The following is a 23,638-nucleotide window of genomic DNA, read 5'->3' on the forward strand; positions in this document are numbered from 1 at the left end:
TTTTGAGCATAACAAAAAAACGCTGACTCAAGAGAGTCAGCGTTTCCCATATACCCATATATGTAGCTCGTTGCAGCCTGTAAACAGGCGTACAATGAACATGAATTTTTATGCAAGAATTGGGCCAATTCATAGCACGAAACGGACCATTGCCTCACTTTTTAGTAACTTTATAGGTGCTGGCTGGCGGAAAAACAGGGGGCAAGTCACTAGCTGAACTTTATATACTTGTTTAACAGGCGCAAAAGGAAGGCAACAAAAAACGCCAGGTCTAGTAGGCCCAGCGTTTGTAACCCCAAATTTAACTTGCTTCACAATCCGTTTTAATTGGCTTGTGACTCCCACTTAATCAGAGTACGGGTGGTAAGACGTAAAGGTTGCGTTAGGTTGTTAGCTATCAGGTTAAACTTATAACCATTGTCTATAAAAGGCCATTATATCAGCTCGCATCCCTTCTGTTTCCTGGTGACCAGTTTCATAAATTGTAAGCTTCCAGGCGGTTGGCGCTCCATCCTGTTGATAAACTTTCGTTAACTGTTCATCAATTTTTTCAAGCCCTGCCAGCGGGGTTAACTGATCGAATCGGCCTGCTAAACTGAAGTGAGGGCGTGGTGAGATCAGCCCGTTGATTTGCGCGGTGGTAAACTGAGTTAGTAAGCTGGGAACGTAGTAATAGATGCCGTGTAAACCAAGGCCTTTTGCCTCTAAAAGCGCCTGATAATCGGTCAGGCAGCATAAGTCAACACATACGTTGATTCGCTCGTCTAAAGCGGCCAGCCACCAGGCCATCGTGCTGCCCATCGACATTCCCATGGTACCTATCCGGCGGACATCAACGTCTGGCCGGGTTGATAGGTAATCCAGTGCCCGAATATGGTCGTAAACCATCATGCCCCATAATACCTGACCATTCCAGAGCATTTCTTTAAAGGTATCCATTTCTCCACGCCCCTGTCGTTCGCCAAAGCACCAGCTATCAATACATAAGCCCGCATAACCTGCTCGCCCTAACGCCAGGGCATATGGCGGTTTCTGCATCTCAGGTCGTCCCTTCACAAATTCATCTTTTCCTACTCCGTATTGGCCGAAATGTGAATGGTTAAATAAAATCAGGGGTAATTTACCCGTTCGGTTTTTGGGTTTCGTAAAGTAGGCCGGTACCTTTTCCAGCCCGTTTATATCCAGAAGGAGTTTCTCGGTTATCAATTCATCAGTTTCTTGAGTTGAGATAAGTTCTACCGTAATCGGACGTCGGCGGTCAGGAAGTTTTCCTAACAGTTGGTACAGTTCCTTCCGTTGCCTGTTCTTACTCTGTGCTAACGCCTGTATGGAATTATGTCTGGACATACGAATTCTGACTACTACTGTTGTAGATTATAGCGCTTAATACATTGTGTTTCTGAAGGATATACAGAATCCAAAGAACCGTTAACTCCAAGGCACTTACTCACTTACTGCTACCGCTTTTTTTACTTTTTCGTAAAAGGCCGGTACTTTTTCGCGCGGATCACCTTTGCCAAGCGTTTCTATGGGCAGATAACCCCGGTAGCCCGATTCGCGAACAATCTGCATAATTTTAGTCAGATCGGTTTCCACTTCCTTGCCATTTACAAACAGATTTTCTTTGAGTTGCCAGGTGGCCGCATAGGGCGCTACTCGGGCAATTTGTTGATAGGGATCACCGATTTTAAAACTACCAATATCCAGGTTGACGGCCAGCCAGTCTGAGTTGACCTGCCGAATAATATCCAGGATATGATCGGCTGTCTGGATAAAGTCAGCATGGTTCTGCACCACAATCATCACGCCTTTCCGGGCAGCGTATTCCGTGCATTCCCGAATGGCATCAACAACCCAGGTCGTAACCTCTTCCCGTTTATAACCCACTGGAAGTTCTTTACCCGTACCTGCGAAAATCCGGATAACGGGAGCTCCCAGTCGAGCTGCCACATCAGTCCACTTCTGAACCAAGGTAACCTCCGCTTTTCGGCGGGTGAGGTCGGGTATTGTAAAGTCGTTACGAACACCTGTACCACTAATATCGAGGCCTAGTCTGAACGCTGCTCGTTTGATCTGATATATATAGTGGTCATCAGGTAAGGCAGGGTAGTTTGAGAGATAGTAGGCTGTGGGGTCGACTGCCGTAAAACCCAGATCGGAACAAAATTTCAGAACCTCATTGAGAGACATCTGTCCACTCATAAGGGGCTCATTGAACGAATAGAGGTTACAACTCAGCTTTAAAAGCCTGGACTTAGCCGTTGATGAACCAACTTGCCACACCGCTAGTGGCATTGTGCCTGCGGTTGCCAGCAGGGGGAGGCTGGCAACCGCGGTTTTGAGAAATGTCCTTCTGTCTGGCGCTGGCGTATGCGTATCCATGAGATATTGAAAAGTGGAGTCTAAATTTTTAGTGCTTGATCAAACTAGATTCTTTGGTTTTTACCCGGCTCAATTGATGCTACTGTATTAATAATCAATAGCAAAAAACTCAGCCAGTCGAGCTGCTCAGTCAACTAAACCTAGCTAGTTACATTACACCGTTACTCCTCCTTATGAAATTGGCAGCTCTATGGTAAACGCTGTACCTTCTCCTTCCTGGCTCTGGACAAGTAGTGAACCATTGTGCCCTTTCGTAATGATGTCGTAGGAAAGCGATAAGCCTAAGCCGGTACCCGCGCCTGATGGTTTCGTCGTGAAAAAAGGTTGGAATATCTTGTCTTTCACGGCCTGGGGTATCCCTGTGCCGTTATCGCTGATTCGGATAGTAACTTGATTCGCTGTTCGTTTTGTACTGATTTTTACCGTTGGATGATAATTGTCTGGCTGCTGTTTTTTTCGTTCCGAAACGGCATAAAAGGCATTGTTGAACAAATTGAGTAGAACCCGGCCTAAATCCTGCTGTACCACCGTTAACTTGCCTAATTTAGGGTCAAAGTCTGTTTTCAACTCAGCATTAAATGTTTTGTCTTTTGCCCGTAAACCATGGTAAGCTAACCGTAGGTATTCATCGCAGAGGGCGTTCAAATCGGTAGGTTGGCGTTCTCCGGTGGAGGTGCGGGAGTGCTCTAACATGCCCTTTACAATGGCAGATGCCCTGCTGCCATGGTGGGTGATCTTCTGAAGATTCAGCGTTAGGTCTCCCAAAATCTCATCGGCATACTCCTTATCGGTTTCCGGTAAATTTTGAAAAGGGCCTTCTTTCAATTCATCGACTAACTCGGAACTGACTTCCGAAAAGTTGTTAACAAAATTGAGAGGATTCTGAATTTCGTGAGCTATCCCCGCCGTTAGTTCACCCAGAGAAGCCATCTTCTCCGATTGAATAAGCTGATCCTGGGTGGTCTTCAACTCGACCAGGGTTTGTTGAAGAGCCTCTTTCTGCTCATGCAACTGCTGGTTTGCCAGATGTTTAGCCCGATTGTTTCGGGTCAGAATAATCGAAAACGCAGCTAGTAAAGCAATACAACCCACCAGGACTAACACAAATTGTCGTTGCCGGTTCGATTCCTGTTCACGTAGTTGCCGATCTTTTGTCAGCAGCTTTATTTGAGCTTCCTTTTTGAGCAGATTTTGTTTGTAAGCAAGAGAGGCTAGTCGGCGGGTAGTGGTTTCAGCGGTTAAGCTGTCTTTGTAGGCACTGTATTGCAAAAAATACTGATAAGCCTTTGCATAATCGCCCTCTTTGGCAAATGCCTTACTTAGCTCATGGCTCGAATCACGACGTTTCTTTTGTTCAGTAAGCTGGACTACAACCTGCGGGCTACTTTTATCAAAATGGATCAGTGTGTCGAGCAAACGGTCGACGATATCGGTCTTAAAGCGAAAATGGCGGTTTTGGAGTGGTTCGAAGGCTGAATTTGGTACCTGAACGACAAAATCAGAGGGATTGGCCTGGAATGCCCGTCTGTCAGGCATTTGTTTACTAGTTGATGTTGGGGGTTCAAACGGGAATGCTCGGGCACCTTTACCTCTTCCAAGCATTGATGCACTTACACTCATTGCTCGCCCAAGTGACTCCAGAACCGGGACAAATGACGCGGAAAACGAAGGCGATGTGCGGCTACTCATTCGCTGAATTCTGGAAACCTGATTCATCATCCAGACAGATTCTTTTAAATCGCGGGTCTGTTCGGCAAGTTGGCTGGCTTCCTGCAAAAGTCCTGCCGCCTGCTGGGTTTGCTGTTGCTGCAAGCGAATACCAGCCAACTGACAGAGAGCAATCACTTGTCCGGGGGGGTAAGCAAGTTGTCTAGCTACTATAAGCAGGGAATCAGCTACGGGACTAGAGGTCATATTCTGGCTCAAAGCTGCTTTCAGGCGACCAATGTCACTTTTTGAGCGTTGCCATTCGCTGGTTACGATACTGTCAACTTGAATTACCTGAGCTTGAAGGGAAATAGCAGCTAAGGTGAAAAACAGAATAAACTGAAGTACAGGCCTACAGCGAAAGAACCTTTTCATGATTAATAAATCAATAAACCACCGTACGCTACTTATTGCTACCAAAAGGAATTGATATAACGGTTACAAGTATAATCGGAAAATACGTGAAAATGCGATTCTTTGTTAGTTGCTTAATTACCACCTAACTACATAGACTGTAAATCGACCAGCTTACGTTAAATCGGTTAGGATTTTGACTATACTGTCAATTTATGTGGAAAATTTACCGGTTACGACCAGTCTAATTCAGTTGGAATATAGCAAAATTCCACTAAAGAAAGTTGGCGTCTTTACTTACTGAAAGCATGAAGAATGGGTACTAAGGGTTTTATTTTTGTCTAAGAAAATCAAGTAATGTATCTATTGAAAGAAACTTGATATTAGCTAACTACTTCTAATTCATCTTATCCGATACTACGTGCTAGTTCGAGTTAGTAAGTGAAAATTAGGAATTAGGAAACGAAATATATTGAGTACGCTATTGACACAATCTCTATAAAACAAATTTATTGCGTATTATCTCCTTAATATGCGCGCCTGAAAATAAATTGTAGATTTAAATTAATAATACTTAGTAATAGATTTGACTTTTTCGTATCCATACTTACTATATTTGCAGCTGAGGAATCCCATTAACAATAAATATTTGTCGAATGAAAGCAAAGCAAATTCGGTTCTTTTCTCCTAACGAGAACAGCGAATCTAAAAAACAGAAGAAGAAAAGTGCCGCTAAACCTGTTCCTGTTACAGGGTATATTTCGTCGGCTGGCAAGGTCGTATTTCCCGACAAAACGATCGCTCAATTAGGGTTTGATCCGCAAAACAACCTTTTTAAGGTAGGTACACAGGACGGTAAGCGGAAAATAAAATCATTATACCTTATACCTGGTGCGGGCGAAAACGAGGAAGCATTTGAACTAGAGAAAGCTGCCAAAAGTCACAGTATTTCATTACCTTATATTCTTCAAAAAGGGGGAATCGACTTTGCAAATACAAAACATACATTTACTGTTAAGCCATTTGATTATGATAATGGCGTAACTGGCTACGAACTCAAACTAGCTGCTGAAAGCACAGGCCCTAAGCCAGAATATACAGGCAAACCACGAGGCCGTAAGCGCCTGAATCCAGCGGCTGAATAAGTAATTTTATAGCGCACGTACATCTAAAAATGTACTTTCTGTATTCATTAAAAAAGCGGACATATGTCCGCTTTTTTAATGAATAGTGCTGCCAAATAAAGAAAAAATCTATGTTATTTAGCAGCACTATTCATTAAAAATCAGCCTAAAAATTAGATTTTTGGCAATTTACGTGAATGCCATCGATCTGTTTAAAACTTGAACAACAGGCTACAGACAAGGTTTTCTGTTTATGACCCGCGATCAACTCGATAATCTTATTTCACAGGGCGAGCACACCCGATTAGAATTTAAACGACAGTTGTCGGCTGCCGACCGTATTGCTCGTACACTAGCTGCTTTTGCGAACACCTCAGGCGGAACAATACTTATTGGTGTTGCTGATAATGGCAAAATTGTAGGCGTTTCGTCGGAGTTTCGGGAAATTGAAAAAATTGAAAAAGCAACAGATCAACTAGTTGAACCTGCACTGCTTGTGAGTTATGAAACAATCACTCCCGATGGACGAATTGTATTGATAATCAACGTTAAGGAAAGCGATGAAAAACCACATTATTTAGTAGATGAAGCAGGAAAGCGCACAATTTATATTCGGGCGAAGGATAAATCCGTACCAACCAGTAAACTCATTATCACGCCGGATATGGCAACAACTGAATTGCTCAGATCGCCAATGGCTCGGACATTGATTCAGTACCTACGTAAGAACGACCACATCACAGCTGATAAATTTGCGAAGCTCATTAATATTTCTGACTACCGGGCAGGTAAACTATTACGCCAATTAGCCGAGCGAGGTTTGCTAATGTTAATTGATAAACCCCGGCCTGTACGTTATTCGCTTAAGCTGACCGACTAATCAAGCCGTATCTTTGCCAACATGATAACATCAGAACAAGAATTAACAAAAGAAACAGTTACCCTGTTTTTTCAGGGTTTGCAGGACCGTATTTGCCAGTCTTTAGAAGAAGCCGACGGTACGGGCCGGTTTCGCGAAGATAGCTGGGAGCGGCCGGGCGGGGGTGGCGGGCGTTCACGAATCCTGGCTGGCGGTAGTGTAATTGAAAAAGGTGGTGTCGGATTTTCGGCAGTACATGGTGAGGCTACAGAAGCTACTCTGCGGGCCTTGCAGTTGATGGATCGAACCGATTCAGCCTTACCTACTTTTTATGCTACTGGTGTGTCAATAGTACTGCATCCGCGCAACCCAATGGTGCCCATTATTCACATGAACGTGCGGTATTTTGAGATGAGTACTGGCCATAATTGGTTTGGTGGTGGGATTGACCTGACACCCCACTATGTAGTGGACAAGGACGCTCGCTGGTTTCATCAATCGCTCAAAACGGTTTGCGACCGTCATGACCCGGCGTATTATACTAAATTTAAACCCTGGGCCGATGATTATTTTTACATTCCTCACAGACAGGAAACGCGTGGCATAGGTGGTATTTTCTTTGATTACCTTAAACCGACAGATACGGCCCATAAAGCGGATCTATTTGCCTTTGTACAGGATGTGGGCAACGCATTTGCACCAATTTACACGCACTTTATGAAGCAGAATCGGGATCTACCATTTGGCGAACGAGAGAAAGACTGGCAACTGCTACGTCGGGGGCGCTACGTAGAATTCAATCTGGTTTGGGACCGGGGAACAAAATTTGGTCTCGAAACCAACGGCCGTACCGAGTCTATCCTGATGAGTATGCCGCCACAAGCCAACTGGATCTATGATTTTCGAACCGAAGCTGGTAGTCAGGAAGAAAAAACGGTACGTCAACTTCAAAAAGGGATCAACTGGGTGTAATTAGTTAATCTAAGTTGTATGAAAGGCGATTGATTTGATAGGCAAACCCCTTAAAAAAACAGACATAGCACAAGCCAGACTACCTTTGAAGTGCGAAAACAGAGGTAAATCTAACCAGCTATGTCTGAGAAAGTAGTGGCAATTTATTGCTTTTTGGATGATTATTTCATCGAAGTGGGCAAAAATCAGGGGAGTGTAAAACCCCAGACAACTCCTAAAGTTAGCGACAGTATCGTGTTGACAACCGCCATCATATCGGCCCCTTTCTTTGGTGGCAATCAAGCCTCGGCTATGCTCTACATGGCTGATAAGCAAGGTATTGTCATGCTTGAGAAATCGGCGTTCAATCGTCGTCTTCACCGCCTGGCGACCACACTGAGTGCCTTGTTCTACTATCTGGCTGATTTTTTCAAAGCACTCAATCTGAGCGGAGAATACCTGATCGATTCGTTTCCTGTGGCAGTTTGTGACAACATCCGCATTGGCCGATCGCGGTTAGTCAAAGGGGAGGAATATCGAGGGAAGATTGCGTCGAAGCGTCGATTCTTTTTTGGCTTTCGTGTTCAACTCATCACCACCCGCGACAAGCAACCGGTTCAGTTTTTTATTCTGCCGGGTTCGTATGTGGATGTGACGGCGCTTCAGATGATGCATTTGACGTTGCCAGCAGGTAGCGAAGTCTATGGGGACTCGGGCTACACCGATTACGAGCAAGAGGATTTGTATGCTGAGGGTGAGGAGGTTAATTTAAGAATACAACGAAAAAGTAATAGCCAACGCCCCGATCAAGCTTGGGAAGCTGCTTACAAAAAGCAACTTCGCCAACGGATTGAGCAGGCCTTTAGCCAGATTACGATGCGATTTCCTAAGAAAATTCATGCCGTTACTGAAGCCGGTTTCCTTATTAAAATCGTGTTGTTTTTGATAGCCTATACCCTCGAAACAAACTTGTGACATACAACTTAGATTAGTTAGTTATTTACTCAATCCTACCAGTTGTTTATCCATCCTGGCATGTCGGGGTTTTACGGGTCAATTTTACCAACAGAACGTAGGCTAACAAAAGCACATGAGCTACGTATCCAATTAAACCGTAAAACACATGAACTTCTTCTGGATTTTTTGGGGTATCGACGCTGTGATTGCTCTCATTTTCTTTTATTTCTTTTTTGTCGGTATAGCTGATGGCTCTGTATCATCTTTTAATGCGGGCTTGTGGTTTTTACTACTTACTGTTCTGGGAGCAGTATTAATAGGAGGGTATTGGCTTCATACCCATCAACATGAGCAAGGAGCTAAGATTTTGTTAGGTTTACTGGCTATACCAGGTCTCTTATGTGGCCTTTTCTTTTTAATTCTTATTCTGACCAATCCCCGCTGGAACTAACCTGATTATGTAACCAGGATATTCTCAACACCTGTTAGGTAAAGCTGACTACTGAGGTTAGTTAATTTATTAGTTTTACCACTAAGCCGTACCATCATTTTTTACTCTTAGTGGAACCGTTTACAACCTTCGATTTTCAGCAGGCGAAAGCCAAGCATTTGCTTTTTAAAAGTCGTTTACGAACTATTCTGTACGATGAGGGCGATGTTGAATACACAACTGTTTTATCGCAGTATGCCTGCCCTGTTGGTAGTGGATTTATAGCCATGCTTTAATTCAGTATGAATACGAGAAAGTAAGTATGCTGGAAGCGCCAATTCCTGTTAATAATTTTATGGACTTCTGAATAACGTATATACTACCCGTAAGCCCTTTATTGGTAAGAAATTTTAATCAAGTTAGAAGGTACATCAGGAAATGTAAGAGATGCGTATGTGGATATAATCTATCAGCCCACGTTTACCCACTACGGAGAAACAGATGGCATTCTTGCCTTCGCCAATGCCAATAAAGTAACTGAGCAGGTGATGGCACAGAAACAAGTGGATGAACTTGTTCTGCAACGAACCTAAACTGTGATGAAATCATCGTTCAGGATAACGGGATTGGTTTCAGGCTTGAGTAAGCCGAAAGATTTTTACCATGTTCCAGCGGATTCATAACCGAAACAGCTACGAAGGACATGGTATTGGATTAACACTTTGTCGACGGATCGTTGAGAATCATGGTGGCAAGCTTTACGCAACGTCAATTAAACATCAGGGCACAACCTTTTATATTTTATTCCCAGTTAATCTGCTTAACTGGGCAACTATACATTTGGATTGTTAGCCTAGTAAAAAAGGATTATGGCTCCGACCTGGGAGTGAGAATATACCCAAACATTGCTGCCGGAAAATAGAGGCTTAGAGAAGAATAAGTTCCAGGCCAGGCAGGATTAAATCATGTAAAAGTGATGTCCGCAGGCCTTGCAGTGATACGCCTTTAAAGGTACAATACCCAGCAAAGATTTTAACAACTTAGGTCTTGGCACTCGATCCGGATAATTGTCTTTACAGATCGGACACTGTTTTTTTAACGCAATTTTTCGATACAGATAGACCAAAAAAAGCAGAAAGCTAGTAGCGACAAGCGGAAGTGTCAGTCGTGGTTGCATAGCTTATCTATCAGGTTGTGAAAGCAAGATAGATCAATTGAACAACAACAATTGATAGTAGTAAGAATATGTAGTTTGAATTTATTATTCGGTGGAATAAGTCACCATAAGGCGCTCAATATCAGACCTAATGACCGCGTCAGAAGCGGTTCCTATAGGCGCTGGGATGGATGGATGTTAAAAAATGAGTTTAATGATACCGACCCAGCAGGCTATTGAAAAAGCTAACATACCTAACCAGATACCTGCACTTATGGCGTCAGAATATGTAATACGAATGCGAATAGTCATGGTAAAGAGAGAGCGATACCAATAACCTAAAGCAATTCTAATGCCAAAAATAAATCCGTGTTATATTTTTTAATAACATGCTGATAGTGAGAGGTATATGCACATGTAGGTATAGTAGGGCAAACTTACTCGACGGCCTTAACGAGCCAAAAAGCAATACCCAGCATAGCAACAAACGCAAGCAGGTAGGCGATAAACGCAACAAAGTCAAATTCCTCAAAAAAACGTCTCATAGAGACCAAAACACAAGTGAAAAGTATACAAATTTAAGATGAAATAAAGAATAAACGTTATAAATGCGGGATAAAGTATTCTGGCAATCCTTATTTATCATTGGTTTTCACTGGAATTGACTTAATAAATTTCAGAATATACAAAGTAGGAGTGCATCAAGTAGGAGAAAAGGTGGTCTGATCAGTAAACGTCCTCCAATAACCCAACCTAGTGCGATTCAGGAAATTTTTAATAGACATGCGTGCAATGCTACAAGTAAATCTGTAACATTTACATTTACGTAAAATGGACTGGTACGGATTGTCTGAATCCTGGAAACTGATTAAAAGAAAAACCGGATGATCATCACCCAGAACAGTATGGAGATACTCAGCATACACAACCAGACCAAAACTTTGATTAGGTTGACTGATGTCATGAAAAATCGTATAGCCATAGTACGAACTGTCCTGGTATACAATTAAACAAAAAATGCGCTGAGTTGACTCCTGATTCGAAAAAATGGTATTAAACGGGACAACAGAAATTTAAAAAGCTCTAAATAAGCTGCATCCATTAAGAGGCCAACTGACTACAGGTTTGCCCAGAGCCATTTTGAGGTTAATAGCAGCAATGAGAAGATAATAAGCAGGCAAATTGCCCATGGGTTAGGTATAAGCGAATTCTTTGTAGCCATACCATTGTGTTTTTTAAACCAGAAATAGCAATATCTACGCCAATGTAGGGTATAGATGTTACCATAAAATAAATAAGGATACGCACATGGTTTGGGTATTATGCACGAACGTTCAATCGTAAAATCCGTTATCAATAAAAATAACCTGCCATCAGGCGTTTACTAATGAATAAATACGGATATGTGCTGGCCGTTTGCTGGCTACTCGCTGGTAGTTGTCGGCAAGCCGACCAGTCACCTTGCAACCTAACAACCGTTACCACCAAAGCACCGCAAGAGGAGATTGCCGCCCTTAAACAGTATATCGGCACTAACAGGATTGCGGCAAAAGCGGATAATCGTGGGTTTTATTATACTATTCAGTCGCCTGGCTTGGGTGCCAAGCCAACCATTTGCTCTAATGTGACTGTTAACTACACAGGTATGCTGACGAATGGGGCAACATTTGATAGCGGTAGTGGCATAAGCTTTGACTTAAATCAACTAATTGTGGGCTGGCAGGAAGGTATACCGCTCGTGGCGCCAGGCGGTAGTATTACACTCTATTTACCGCCAAGTCTGGCCTATGGATCTCAGGAGCAGAATGATATTCCAGCTAACTCAATTCTTGTTTTTAAGATTGACCTTATTAAAATTAATTAGAGCAGTTGTAAAGGTGTAACCTAGCTGGACCAGACAAAGCTACCTGAATCTAAACAGGAGGGAGGTAGTAAAAAGTATCACCCTTGAGGTAATATAGACTTCCAGATATTTCTCTCTGTAGAATGAAAATCTGATTAATGCTGGGCGATTTATAATAGAGTGATTATAGCAGCAACGTCAACAGGCCATAAGCATACAACAAACAAATAATGGCCGCTAATGCCCAGGTTATAAAGTTTACTAGATCAAAAGAAGTTGAACGTTGTAGGCGATTCATGGTTAGGAAAAGGAAAAAATAGTAACAAATAAATCCATGAAAACAGGAACATTACACTTTCTACTCACTTTTACCCGATAAGAAGCCTATTTGTTGGTAGGAATTACATAAAAACTTGAAAATGAAAGTATTAACTTCAAGAAAGGCTAGCCAGAAAATCAACACCCGGCTGGATAACTTGGCAAGCTGTAGGGGATACTCGGGAGCGTCGATGAGTGGGATCTATGAGTGAAAACGAGCAGGCACGGTAGTGCCAGCCACCGAATCCAGACCAGAGAGAGCCAGTTACACTAACAGGTAGTGTGAAGCAATGGCGGCCAGGGCCGAAAAAAAAAATTTTAGGAGTAAGTCTCATGGCCGTAAAAGCTTACGAATGGAACAATAAGGCAACTGCTTCCATGAAGAAAATAAGACTAATGCCAAAAACAACTGACCAGGTTATTGCCCGGATAGGGTCAGGCGAAGTGATGTGCAAACGATTCATAACCATGGAATTAATTGAAGTGTAAAAACTTAATGATGGGTATGGACCAGATTCACTACGTACGTACGGTCGATGGTGAAATTCGGATTTAAGACAAGAAAAAAAACGGAAAGTCACATTTTGTTAAAAATAAAATGTATTTCGTACTATCCGACAGTTAACGAGTAATTGGGATATAGAAAATGAAGTCAATATAGAAGGCTCAACTCTAAGCAGAGGGCTGCGATAGAGAAAATGCTACAATAGGATATATACGTCACTAGTTTTGAAGCCTACAGAAAAATTAATCAACAAGTACTCCAGATTAGCTACCCATAGCTAATTGCATATGCTTATCTCTTTACTGTACTCCTCTCCTAATCATTGAACTAGCTGCCAGGGTAAATGAAATTCCTCCCATTGCCAAAGCGATAAGTAGGCTAGTCCACTCAGTTTCCGTATGTAAATGGGTCACAACCCGAGGTATATGCAGAACAATGACCAATAAGGTAAATAGAACTCCCAGCAACGTTGCCGCCAACTGAGCCAATTTTTTCGACAGAAAACTTATCGCTGTCGCCAGAAAGGCAATTCCTACGAAATATGCCCAAAACACATGTAGTGGAATCCACGACGGGATGAGCGTAGCCACATATTGGCCATACAGGATGTGTTGAATTCCAAAAATTAGAAGAGATAACGAATATACAAGAAGTCCTGAACGGATGAGTGAATTACTAATGCGGCTTACGTATATAGCTGAAAAATCCGCGGAGAAGTGCTCAACAAGCAGAAAAGCCCCACCAGCTAGTGCAAGGAGTTCCGTAAATACCGTCCATTCACCTCCATTATATGGATTGGCTATCAATTTGGGTAAATGAATAACCAGATCGAGCAGGATGAACAGTGGACCTAACAAGATAGAAGCCCAGGTCGGCTTTTTCTGGATAATTATACCCAGGCCGCCAATCACCAGGATAGCTCCTACAACATACACCAGAATAAGTCGGCCTGGTGTATCAGAAGGAACTGGTAGTAAGGCTACAGGAAAATTGCCTGTAATGAATTGTTCAACTCCCAGCAAAAAGATAGAAGAGCCATACAGATAAGGGCCTGACTTAATCAGTTTATACATCGTATTTTTCTATAATGATCCTGACCTAACCAACTCCTGGCAACTTTTCGAGATAAGTCAGGAGAACTTATATAAGTCGTTTTAGCGTAAAGCGAACCGTAAAGCGCTGGCGATTTCGCTGGATAACCAACGCAACCAACTTTCCTTCTCCTGCCTGAAGTATTCGGTATATATCGCTGATAGTCATTGTAGTAGCCAGGCTTCCATTCACCACTAATAATTCATCTCCAACCTGTAACCCTGCTTGTTCTGCTGGTGAGTTCGAATTGACGTTGTTAATAAAATAAGTACGGAGCGTTTCGCCTTTAGCCCGAAGTTCCAGCCCACTCATGTCGTGTTCAAAACGCTCCCGCATGATTCGCCTAACTGGCTTTAATACAATATACCGATTCGGATAATTGATCGTAACGAGAAACCGGCGCAGCAGTTCACACCCTATATTGCCTTGTCGTTCGGGCATGTCTCGGATCTTAAGACTAAAATCCGAACTATCAGGAAACGAGACGAGCATATCATCCAATTGAAAGCGACCAACGTTTACCTTTTGAAACCGGCCAACTGCCCCACTAATCAATCCGTTGAATCCCGATCCCAACGGAACCTGTACAACTTTATCGGGGAGTGGTAGCGTTGGTCCGTTATGAAACCGATTGAGTAATAATGCCTGACCCGCACCCGTATCAAGCACTACACGGAGCGGCCTGAACCGAATCCCGTCAAAAATTGACAGCGCATCCAGATAGGCTTTTCGATCCAGAATTGTAATTGGATAGCGTTCACCTTTCCGATGGTGGTATCGATACTGCTGGGGTTGCATTAGGACCAACTCTCGACGCTGGAAGTCAATCGTTACAACGAGATCGGCAAATAGTTCATAGCCAATTAGGCCGTGGATGGATAGACCCGCATACTCTGACAATTTTAATACATCCTCCTCCAGAATAACTACATTGTGATGTTCTGCCCGGAGGTATCCTATGCTCAGCGTATTGTTAATAGACACAGATGCTGTTGTTGCGCTGCCTGCACCCATACCTGTAAGCTTAATCTGGCGACTTAAAGTAAGCGGACGTTTTTTGAACGCATGCCGATCCGTAATGATCGTATGAGCAACTCCGGTATCAACAAGTAATCGCAGTGAGTCAACATCATTCATACACACCGAAACAATAATCAGATTTGACTGAAACTGAAAAGGAATGCGTGTCTGGGTACGGTTACCAGTGAAGAAAAAACCATATGTATCATCAATGATTTTACAGGATTGATCGGTAGCTTTAGTAATCTGAGTGACAACCAGCAAAATCAGTATAAATGATACGGTTTTCATTTTTTAACATATATGATAATATGAGTATCAGTCATCTGATGTTTTTTCGAATCGTCCGTTAAATCTTCAGTATGTGACTGGACTTATCAACTTAATCAGATAGAGAACATCATCATATCGACAAACGCATGACTGAGAGCTACCAACGTCGTTTATCGCGCTCTGATCTGCCTTTATCTTACCTGACCTGTTGTTTGACGTTATAGCAGGATAGGGGATGGTATCCTAAGCCGACAGTTGTATTTATTCGGTAAATTTGCTTATTAACGCCAGGAAGATGACTCATTTTCAGACGCTCAGCTATCAGGAAATCACTATCCATATAGTAGCCTGGCTATGTTATATGAATCTGCAAATTCTGGCAACTGATCAATTTGAACATCAGTATATCGATCATTTGCTGATTGCGTTATCAGAGCTGCCTGCCCAGCTTCTATTTACCTATACTACGCTTTACTGGTTGATTCCGACCTATCTGTTAACGCTGAAATATGTGACATTTGGCTTGCTGACATTAGTAGTACTGGCTGTTAGCGGAGTGTTGTATTGGCAGGGATATTATTATTTGTTTTTAGCCCAGTTTGACCCGGCTCAACTTGATCAGGAAAATCCATGGGATCTCCACCGATTGGTTCTGTCGTCATTTTATATGCTCTGTACCAGCGGTCTATTGATTGCTTTCCATATGATCCGGTACGGTTTTCGACAGCAACAACTAAACCAGCAATTAGTGATTGTCAATCAGGCGGTTGAGCTGAAATCGCTTAAAGACCAGATCAACCCGCATTTTTTGTTTAATACCCTCAATAACTTATATGGTCTAACCGGCAGTAACCCCGATAAAGCCGGCGAAGTAGTTTTACGACTATCGCAACTTATGCAGTATATGCTCTATGAGGGAAGCCTGACAAAGGTGCCACTTTTCAAAGAGATCGAGTATTTACAAAACTACCTGGCCCTGGAGCGTATTCGCTATGGCAAGGGTCTACAACTGGCATTTCAGATCAGTGGGCCTACCGAGAAATTAATGATTGCCCCATTGCTGTTACTCCCATTTGTCGAGAATGCGTTTAAACATGGCCTAAGCCGTCAATTGGGTGATGCCTGGCTACAGATTCAGCTAAACGTGACCCACACGCAGTTGACCTTCAAGGTTGAAAACAGCAAGCCCGAGTTGGCTGGCCCAGCAACGTCCCCCGGTATAGGTCTGCCCAATGTTGCCAAACGGCTCCAATTAATTTATCCCGACCGCCACCGGCTTCGGCAACTAAATGGCGTGGGCTCGTTTTTAAGTACGTTGACTATCGGATTAACCGCTGACGATTACTGTCTACAGAAAGGCTATGAAAATCAAGTGTTTGCTCGTAGATGACGAGCCCATTGCATTGACCATACTTGCGGCTTACGTTCAGAAAATAGACATACTGGACTTGGTTGGTCAATGTAGTTCGGCGGTTGAGGCTTTTACCATTTTACAAAGCAAACCTGTCGACCTATTATTCCTGGATATTCAGATGCCCCAGCTTTCGGGCCTGGATTTACTCAGAACACTTTCCAACCCACCCAAAACCATCATTACTTCCGCTTACCGCGAATACGCAGTAGAAGGATATGAATTAGATGTACTGGACTACCTAATTAAGCCAATACCTTTTGACCGGTTTATTAAGGCGGTGGGGAAGATGATCACTCAGAGGTTGGCCGTTTCACTCCCAAACTCACAACCCGATGAAGAGCCATTTATCTTTGTGAAGGAAGACCGGAAATTAGTGCGTGTCGATCTCCGCGACATTATATCGCTGGAAAGCTTACGAGACTACGTAAAGATCAGAACTAGTACGCAGGAGATCGTAACCCGCCAGTCTATCAGCTACTATGAAGAACTGCTGCCCGCCGAACAGTTTATGCGGATACACCGATCATTTTTGGTGGCCTTAGCTAAAATCAGAGCAATTACCGATTGCCAACTGGAGGTGCCTGGGCAGACACTTCCAGTTGGGAGAAACTATAGGAACCAGGTGTTAGAGCAGTTACAGGTACGGCATTTCTTCAGGCGGGGCCAGGTTTAACCTGAAAACCCTCCTGTTGGTCCATCTGGTTACTGGTAAACAGGTAAATTATATCGTCATCGGCTAGATAAATATAGTTTATGTTCGTTTGGTCTAGGCAGCTTTTGAATGGGGTTGCACATAATCACGCCATTCTGGTTTGGCCTGGTATGAACCGGTATAGGAATTCTTGGGGAGTTCAATACCTAATTGATCGACAACCGCACTTATTCGTCTACGCCCTATAGGAAGCCGAGCGCCATTGCGCATAATCAAATGGGCAACAATGGAAGAAACGACTATACAGCTATGAATATGTTGTGGGTTAATAAGATTGGCTTTATGAATACGAATAAAATGGGGCCAGCGATCATTATACCATTTTAATGTCCTGCTGGATAAGATGGCTTTACCATTCAGGAGGTGTACGGAACAGTAATTTACATCCCCCGTTAAATAGAGGACCTGATTTGGATCAAACTTATGCTGAAGTTGAGCAGCAGCTAATCGCTTCATGACATAAATGGCTAAAATGGGTGGTAAAATTTCTACAATACGTATCGATAAAAAATAGGAAAATACAACAGGAACTGGTAACTGAGAAGCACAAATAAAATCCAAAAACAAAGAATTAAACTAGTGTGTACTTGCAGGTAAGTTACTACATGTTCAGTAAAGGTAATAAGTTATATAGTTATGCGAATATAACTAATATTAGAGAACTGAAAAGTGATTTTTGAGGAGTTTGATACACTTTTTGTAAAGTATATACATACAAGTATAATAGAAACTTCTGAAATAGTCCAATAATATGCTTGATAGTTTACATAAAAAAAGATCAAAGACGCTATAAATGCACATTTTGGATATAATGGGTGTCGAATTAGTCTCCCAAGGCCGCAGCTTCAAAACTTGATTAAACGGCCCAAAATTTTTCCGTAAGTTGTCCGGCAGCTGTATTTTGTATTTAAAAGATGGGTTTATAAGTAAGTCTAAACGTGAGGTACTTGACCTCTGAAAATCAAGCTTTTTATCCTAACCATAAAGTCCTTGCCTAAATCAATGACCTTTTTTCTGAGAAATCAGGGAAATTGGCTTACTTTTGCAGAGATGGCTTTATGGTGTAATGGATAGCATCACAGTCTTCGGAACTGTTGGTTGGGGTTCGAGTCCCTATAAGGCCACTATTAGCACAGCCCTCTTGGTATTTTAACCGAGAGGGCTGTGCTGGTTTATTGGTAGACCCAAGGTAACTCCTTCAACTGCACGTGCCTAGCCAGATACGTTAAAACTGACTTGTTCTAATCAGCTTGGCAACCCTACCCACTAATCAATTCCGGGTTTTACGCTGATACTTTCGTCGTCATTCGAATTCGTATCCTCAAGGCCATCGTAAATAAAAAAAAACCGGAGACTTCTCGAAACGTCTATTTTTTGCTTGACTCGCGGATAATACGGCATTTTAAAGCAGGCCGTAAGCCCGGATAATAGCTATAAGCGGCCAGAAGAAGCGTATGGATATGCCGAATTGGCGGGAGAGAAAGGATTGAATTTGTATGCCAATTCGTACTTTTTGGATAAAAGAAAACGCCTAATCAATTAGTTGTCAATTGATTAGGCGTTTAGCTGTAGCGGGGAGCAGGATCGAACTGCCGACCTTAGGGTTATGAATCCTACGCTCTAACCATCTGAGCTACCCCGCCGTTTGATTTCACAAAAGTAAGGAAAAATCGGCTTAAGACAAAAAACAGCGTTGACTTTCGCAAAAAAAATCGTTTACCTTTGCCAATGTCCCCTTTAGTATAATAAGTTATGGAGAAATTTAAATTCATCACCGAATATGAACTTCGGGCCTCTCCCAAAATGCTGTTTCCCTACATTAGCACGGCATCAGGCCTGTCGCAATGGTTTGCCAGCAAAGTGAATACCATGCCCGAACAACGGTTCGATTTTCAGTGGGACAATGAAAGCCACATCGCCCGTCAGGTATCAATGCGGCAAAACAAAGGAGTACGCTTTGAATTTTTAGATACAGATGAGAATAACGCTTCCGACAATAACTATGTGGATTTTCGGGTCGATCAGAGCGAACTAACCCAATCGACCTTTCTCCGCATAACCGACTACTCCAGTACTACCGACGAAGAAGAACTCAAAGATCTTTGGGATGGTTTAATGGATAAACTGAAGGAAATTGTAGGGAGTTAAATTTTGTTAATGAATAATGGAAAATGATTAATGAACAACTGATTGACGTTCTATAAGTAAGCCAATCGCCATTTCTCATTCGGAGCCGCCTGTGTGGCACATTATACATTAGAATGAAAAGAATAGATAAATTAATACTCGGCTCGTTTTGGGGGCCGTTTTTTTTGACTCTCGGTGTCGTCATCTTTATTTTTCTGATGCGGCTACTGATGTTTTATATTGACGATTTTGTTTCTAAAGACCTCGATCTGGCCACCTTCGGTCGATTGCTCTTCTATTTTGCCCTCCTCACTATCCCGACTGCCCTGCCATTAGCTGTATTACTATCATCGTTGATGACATTCGGAAATCTGGGTGAATTTTTTGAGTTGACAGCCCTCAAAAGCGCTGGAATTTCGCTTACAAGAGCCATGCGGCCGCTGCTTATTGTCGCCATCGGTATTAGTGCTTTCTCGTTCTGGTTTAATAATTCGGTATCTCCCTGGGCAAACCTGAAAGGATACAGTCTGCTCTACGATATAAAAACCGCCAAAGCTACGCTGAACTTAAAAGAGGGTATTTTTTACAATGATTTGCCTGGTTATAGTATTAAGGTAGACCATAAAATTAAGGGGCCGAAAGACAGTAAAAATGGTGATTTGCTGAAAGGGTTGGTTATTTACAAGCATCCGACAAATGGGTTGGATGCTGGCAATCGCGAAATTATCCTGGCCGATTCGGGGCGGATGTATACCGATAAAGACCGCTCGTATCTTGTTTTTCAGCTGTTCAACGGCAACGATTATCAGGAATATTCAGACAATAATTCCGTTAGTTTCACCGGAGGTGGAGTACCTAACAAAGGCGCCCAGTTCATGCGGAATGGCTTTAAGGATTACCGGCTTGTCATTAGCCTTGAGTCGTTTGGTATTAAGCGTACGGATGAAAATCAGTTTGAGTACCATGAGTACATGAAAAACCTGAACGAACTATCAACGCTAACCGACTCGTTACGAAAAGATTACACGAAGACAAGCCTGAATGTAGCCAGCACATCGAGACAATACTATAATTATCAATTTAAGGCCGATGCAGCCCTTCGGCAAAAGGTAGTGAAAGATGGAAAGTGGGTTGACTCCTTAGTAAAAAAGCGGGCTGTTGCTACTCCCGATTTAGCACAGGCGGCCTTGAGCCAGGCTCAAAATATTCTGTCTTATTCAACGTCCAACGTAACCTACCTGACCGAAAAAGAAAAGGGAGTTTGGAAGTATCAGTTAGAAACCCACCACAAATTCACTCAGTCGTTTTCAATTTTTGTGATGTTTCTGATTGGAGCATCCATGGGCGCTATTATTAAAAAAGGTGGATTTGGCCTGCCAGTTTTGATTGCGATTGTATTTTTTATTTTCCTGTATGTATTGACTATTGCAGGTGATAAGTACGCCAAAGACGGATTAGTCTGGGTTCCCTTGGGTGCCTGGCTGGCCAACATCGTGTTACTACCCATTGGCCTGCTACTTATGCAGCGAGCCCGACACGATTCCCGATTGTTTGATAAAGATGTGTACGTAATTGCCTGGGAACGATTGAAACGGAAATGGAATGAGCGAAAAAGCCAGCAGGCAATGGTCGTTAGTCAATAGGTAGGGTATGCGTCTTAGAAAACTATCGACTTAGGACTATCGTTTATTAACTAATTTCCCTATCTTTGCACCCAAATTCATTTTTTCATTTTATTAGCTGTCTGAAGATGTATCTAACGACCGAAAAAAAACAGGAGATATTCTCCACCTCGGGCCACGCCAAAAGCGCAACGGACACCGGGTCGGCCGAATCCCAGATCGCGCTGTTCACTTACCGGATCAGTCATTTAACTGAGCACCTAAAAGTTCACAAGCACGATTACGGCACCCAATTGGGTCTTTTAAAATTAGTAGGTAAGCGTCGGCGGTTGCTGAATTACCTCCTTCACAAAGACATCACGCGTTACCGGGCTATTCTGGCCGCGTTAGGATTGCGGAAGTAATCGGCTACTTCAAAAAAAGGGAATCTGCTACATAGTAGATTCCCTCATTTTTGTTGTTTCTACAGGGATGTGGTGAAAACCCGTTAAGAGTTAAGAAAAAAAAACGGCAGGCCCGACAGTCGGAGATTTCCGGTGCGCCGGGCCGCCGAAGCGGTTTAAAGCTGTAAGAAGACGTATTCAAAATCTGCTGTATGTTTCAAATCACCACGCAATCCGTTGCGCTGCCCGACGGGCGGGAAATTACCATCGAAACCGGAAAAATGGCCCGTCAGGCCGACGGAGCGGTGGTTGTCAGGTTGGGCGACACGATGCTGTTAGCCACTGTCGTATCGAGTAAAGATGCCAAAGAAGGTGTTGACTTCCTTCCATTATCTGTTGATTATCAAGAAAAATTTGCTTCGGCTGGCCGGATTCCTGGTAGCTTCCAACGGCGTGAAGGCCGCCTGGGAGATCACGAAATCCTGATTAGCCGTTTAGTTGACCGCGCCTTGCGGCCCATCTTCCCGGATAATTACCATGCGGACACGCAGGTAATGATTACTCTGATTTCGGCTGATCCCGAAGTTCAGCCCGATGCGCTGGCCGCGCTGGCTGCTTCGTCGGCTCTGGCTGTTTCGGATATTCCCTTCAACGGTCCGATCTCGGAAGTACGCGTTGCCAAAATTGACGGCCAGTATAAGATCAATCCTAAAACGTCGGAACTCGAACGCGCTACCATTGATCTGATTGTAGCGGCTACTGAGAAAGACATTTGTATGGTAGAAGGCGAAATGGACGAATGTTCTGAAGCCGAAGTGGTGGAGGCTCTCAAAGTCGCTCATGATGCCATCAAACAACAGTGCCAGGCTCAAAAAGAACTGGAAGCCAAAGTAGGCAAAACCGAAAAACGGCAGTACAACCACGAAACGCACGATGAAGTACTTCGTGCCGCAGTTCGTGCTGCTACGTACGATAAAATCTATGAAGCGGTTAGTCGGCAGAATCCAAGCAAAAAAGGCCGTTCTGAAGCGGCTAAAGCGATTCGTGATGAATATATAGCGTCATTTCCGGAAGGTTCGGACGTGAACGTAGGTCTTATAAAGACTTATTTCCACGATCTGGAATGGGAAGCATCCCGTCGATTAGTGCTCGATGAGCGTGTACGCTTAGATGGTCGGAAGCTGGATCAAATTCGTCCAATTACTGCTGAAGCTGGCCTTTTACCGGGTCCGCACGGCTCGGCCCTATTTACCCGTGGCGAAACGCAGTCATTGACTACGGCAACGCTGGGAACCAAAACAGACGAGCAAATTGTGGATCAGACTATGTATCAGGGATACAGTAAGTTCCTGTTGCATTATAACTTCCCTGGTTTCTCTACCGGCGAGGTAAAACCAAACCGGGGAGCCGGTCGGCGTGAAATTGGTCACGGTAACCTGGCTCACCGCTCACTGAAGAAAGTATTGCCACCAGCCGAAGATAATCCATACACCATTCGGATTGTATCGGATATCCTGGAATCGAACGGTTCGTCGTCGATGGCGACGGTTTGTGCCGGGACGATGGCGCTGATGGATGCCGGTATCAAAATCAAAGCACCCGTAGCCGGTATTGCGATGGGGTTGATTTCGGATGGTGACAAATATGCCGTATTGTCGGATATCCTCGGCGACGAAGATCACCTTGGCGATATGGACTTCAAAGTAACTGGTACCGAAAAAGGAATTGTTGCCTGCCAGATGGACTTGAAAGTGGATGGGTTGTCGTACGAAGTACTGGCCCAGGCGCTGGAACAGGCTCGTTTAGGCCGGTTGCACATTCTTGGGGAAATGAAGAAAGGCATTGCCGAAGTGCGTGCTGATCTGAAACCGCATGCACCCCGTGCCATGGTTATCAAGATCGATACCAACCAGATTGGTGCCGTGATCGGACCCGGTGGTAAGGTTGTTCAGGATATCCAGAAAGATTCGGGTGCTGTAGTGAACATTGATGAACACGACAATGCCGGCTGGGTAAGCATCTTTGCGACGAGCAAAGAAAGCATGGACAAAGCCGTTTCGCGTGTGAAAGGCATTGTGGCAGTGCCTGAAGTTGGTGAAACATATGTAGGTAAAGTTAAAACAATTCAGCCCTTTGGTGCCTTCGTGGAATTCATGCCAGGCAAGGATGGGTTATTGCACATTTCCGAGATTAAGTGGGAACGCTTAGAAACGATGGATGGCGTCTTGCAGGTAGGGGAGGAAGTAACGGTAAAATTGATTGACGTGGATAAAAAGACAGGAAAGTACCGTTTGTCGCGCAAAGTTTTGTTACCGAAGCCAGAGAACAAAAATGCGTAAGTCATTGTTACTTTTTTGTGTAATGCAACGTCAAAAGTTAGCGTTATATAGTCACTCCACCGGAGGCAAC

Annotated in this window: 21 protein-coding genes and 2 tRNA genes; 16 read left to right on the forward strand and 7 right to left on the reverse strand. The window is 43.4% G+C overall.

Annotated features, from left to right (window positions below; all coding sequences use genetic code 11):
- Window positions 1-408: 408 nt before the first annotated feature.
- The 3 genes from EXU85_RS15680 to EXU85_RS15690 form a co-directional block, all read right to left on the reverse strand.
- Window positions 409-1,347: a dienelactone hydrolase family protein gene (locus EXU85_RS15680; protein ID WP_142772993.1), complete on the reverse strand. Its 939-nt coding sequence runs from the start codon at window positions 1,345-1,347 to the stop codon at window positions 409-411.
- Between the two features lie 96 nt (window positions 1,348-1,443).
- Entirely contained in the window at window positions 1,444-2,382 is a 939-nt protein-coding gene (locus EXU85_RS15685; RefSeq protein ID WP_142772994.1) for a sugar phosphate isomerase/epimerase, read from the reverse strand.
- 171 nt (window positions 2,383-2,553) lie between these two features.
- Window positions 2,554-4,464 carry a sensor histidine kinase gene (locus EXU85_RS15690; RefSeq protein WP_142772995.1) on the reverse strand — a complete coding sequence of 637 codons (1,911 nt, stop codon included), beginning with the start codon at window positions 4,462-4,464 and terminating at the stop codon, window positions 2,554-2,556.
- A gap of 635 nt (window positions 4,465-5,099) precedes the next feature.
- On the opposite strand from EXU85_RS15690, the gene EXU85_RS15695 reads away from it, so the two are divergent.
- From EXU85_RS15695 to EXU85_RS15725, 9 genes are all read left to right on the forward strand, one after another.
- Entirely contained in the window at window positions 5,100-5,588 is a 489-nt protein-coding gene (locus tag EXU85_RS15695) for a hypothetical protein (protein ID WP_142772996.1), read from the forward strand.
- Between the two features lie 232 nt (window positions 5,589-5,820).
- Window positions 5,821-6,447, forward strand: coding sequence for a helix-turn-helix domain-containing protein (locus EXU85_RS15700; RefSeq protein ID WP_142772997.1), 627 nt, complete (start codon window positions 5,821-5,823; stop codon window positions 6,445-6,447).
- A gap of 21 nt (window positions 6,448-6,468) precedes the next feature.
- Window positions 6,469-7,398, forward strand: a complete 930-nt coding sequence (hemF, locus tag EXU85_RS15705; RefSeq protein WP_210422470.1) for an oxygen-dependent coproporphyrinogen oxidase — start codon at window positions 6,469-6,471, stop codon at window positions 7,396-7,398.
- Between the two features lie 120 nt (window positions 7,399-7,518).
- Window positions 7,519-8,352, forward strand: coding sequence for an IS982 family transposase (locus tag EXU85_RS15710; protein WP_142772998.1), 834 nt, complete (start codon window positions 7,519-7,521; stop codon window positions 8,350-8,352).
- 148 nt (window positions 8,353-8,500) lie between these two features.
- A complete protein-coding gene (locus EXU85_RS15715) occupies window positions 8,501-8,785 on the forward strand; it encodes an osmoprotectant transporter permease (RefSeq protein ID WP_142772999.1) in 285 nt (94 codons plus the stop codon).
- A gap of 110 nt (window positions 8,786-8,895) precedes the next feature.
- Window positions 8,896-9,060 (forward strand): hypothetical protein, encoded by a 165-nt coding sequence (locus EXU85_RS35370; protein ID WP_168207801.1) that lies wholly within the window; start codon window positions 8,896-8,898, stop codon window positions 9,058-9,060.
- A 159-nt stretch (window positions 9,061-9,219) separates the two neighbouring features.
- Entirely contained in the window at window positions 9,220-9,357 is a 138-nt protein-coding gene (locus tag EXU85_RS35375; RefSeq protein WP_168207802.1) for a hypothetical protein, read from the forward strand.
- A 70-nt stretch (window positions 9,358-9,427) separates the two neighbouring features.
- Window positions 9,428-9,616 (forward strand): ATP-binding protein, encoded by a 189-nt coding sequence (locus tag EXU85_RS36160; protein WP_142773000.1) that lies wholly within the window; start codon window positions 9,428-9,430, stop codon window positions 9,614-9,616.
- Window positions 9,617-11,307: 1,691 nt separating this feature from the next.
- A complete protein-coding gene (locus EXU85_RS15725) occupies window positions 11,308-11,784 on the forward strand; it encodes an FKBP-type peptidyl-prolyl cis-trans isomerase (RefSeq protein ID WP_142773001.1) in 477 nt (158 codons plus the stop codon).
- A gap of 1,101 nt (window positions 11,785-12,885) precedes the next feature.
- Here EXU85_RS15725 and EXU85_RS15730 read toward each other — a convergent pair.
- Together EXU85_RS15730 and EXU85_RS15735 are read right to left on the reverse strand one after the other, a co-directional pair.
- Complete coding sequence (locus EXU85_RS15730) at window positions 12,886-13,659, reverse strand: hypothetical protein (protein ID WP_142773002.1); 774 nt, start codon at window positions 13,657-13,659, stop codon at window positions 12,886-12,888.
- Between the two features lie 67 nt (window positions 13,660-13,726).
- Complete coding sequence (locus tag EXU85_RS15735; RefSeq protein WP_142773003.1) at window positions 13,727-14,989, reverse strand: aspartyl protease family protein; 1,263 nt, start codon at window positions 14,987-14,989, stop codon at window positions 13,727-13,729.
- 277 nt (window positions 14,990-15,266) lie between these two features.
- Here EXU85_RS15735 and EXU85_RS15740 point away from each other — a divergent pair, with 277 nt between their 5' ends.
- A complete protein-coding gene (locus EXU85_RS15740) occupies window positions 15,267-16,361 on the forward strand; it encodes a sensor histidine kinase (protein ID WP_142773004.1) in 1,095 nt (364 codons plus the stop codon).
- Window positions 16,333-17,058, forward strand: a complete 726-nt coding sequence (locus EXU85_RS15745) for a LytTR family DNA-binding domain-containing protein (protein ID WP_142773005.1) — start codon at window positions 16,333-16,335, stop codon at window positions 17,056-17,058. Before EXU85_RS15740 ends, EXU85_RS15745 begins: the two co-directional genes overlap by 29 nt.
- A gap of 93 nt (window positions 17,059-17,151) precedes the next feature.
- Here the strand turns inward: EXU85_RS15745 and EXU85_RS15750 are convergent, their stop codons facing one another.
- Window positions 17,152-17,553: a LytTR family DNA-binding domain-containing protein gene (locus EXU85_RS15750; RefSeq protein WP_142773006.1), complete on the reverse strand. Its 402-nt coding sequence runs from the start codon at window positions 17,551-17,553 to the stop codon at window positions 17,152-17,154.
- Between the two features lie 596 nt (window positions 17,554-18,149).
- Here EXU85_RS15750 and EXU85_RS15755 point away from each other — a divergent pair.
- Window positions 18,150-18,221, forward strand: a tRNA-Arg gene (locus EXU85_RS15755).
- 445 nt (window positions 18,222-18,666) lie between these two features.
- On the opposite strand, the gene EXU85_RS15760 is transcribed toward EXU85_RS15755, so the two are convergent.
- Window positions 18,667-18,740, reverse strand: a tRNA-Met gene (locus EXU85_RS15760).
- Window positions 18,741-18,849: 109 nt separating this feature from the next.
- Between EXU85_RS15760 and EXU85_RS15765 the strand changes: the two genes are divergently transcribed.
- The 4 genes from EXU85_RS15765 to EXU85_RS15780 all read left to right on the forward strand — a co-directional run bounded on the left by EXU85_RS15765 (window position 18,850) and on the right by EXU85_RS15780 (window position 23,568).
- Window positions 18,850-19,245, forward strand: coding sequence for an START-like domain-containing protein (locus tag EXU85_RS15765; protein WP_142773007.1), 396 nt, complete (start codon window positions 18,850-18,852; stop codon window positions 19,243-19,245).
- A gap of 113 nt (window positions 19,246-19,358) precedes the next feature.
- Window positions 19,359-20,867, forward strand: coding sequence for an LptF/LptG family permease (locus EXU85_RS15770; protein WP_142773008.1), 1,509 nt, complete (start codon window positions 19,359-19,361; stop codon window positions 20,865-20,867).
- Between the two features lie 107 nt (window positions 20,868-20,974).
- The gene (rpsO, locus tag EXU85_RS15775) at window positions 20,975-21,250 is read left to right on the forward strand and encodes a 30S ribosomal protein S15 (protein WP_142773009.1); all 276 of its coding nucleotides are present in this window, start codon (window positions 20,975-20,977) and stop codon (window positions 21,248-21,250) included.
- A gap of 191 nt (window positions 21,251-21,441) precedes the next feature.
- On the forward strand, window positions 21,442-23,568 hold the full coding sequence (locus EXU85_RS15780; protein WP_142773010.1) for a polyribonucleotide nucleotidyltransferase: 2,127 nt from the start codon (window positions 21,442-21,444) through the stop codon (window positions 23,566-23,568).
- Window positions 23,569-23,638 lie beyond the last annotated feature (70 nt).

This window comes from Spirosoma sp. KCTC 42546 (assembly GCF_006965485.1).
GTDB lineage: Bacteria > Bacteroidota > Bacteroidia > Cytophagales > Spirosomataceae > Spirosoma.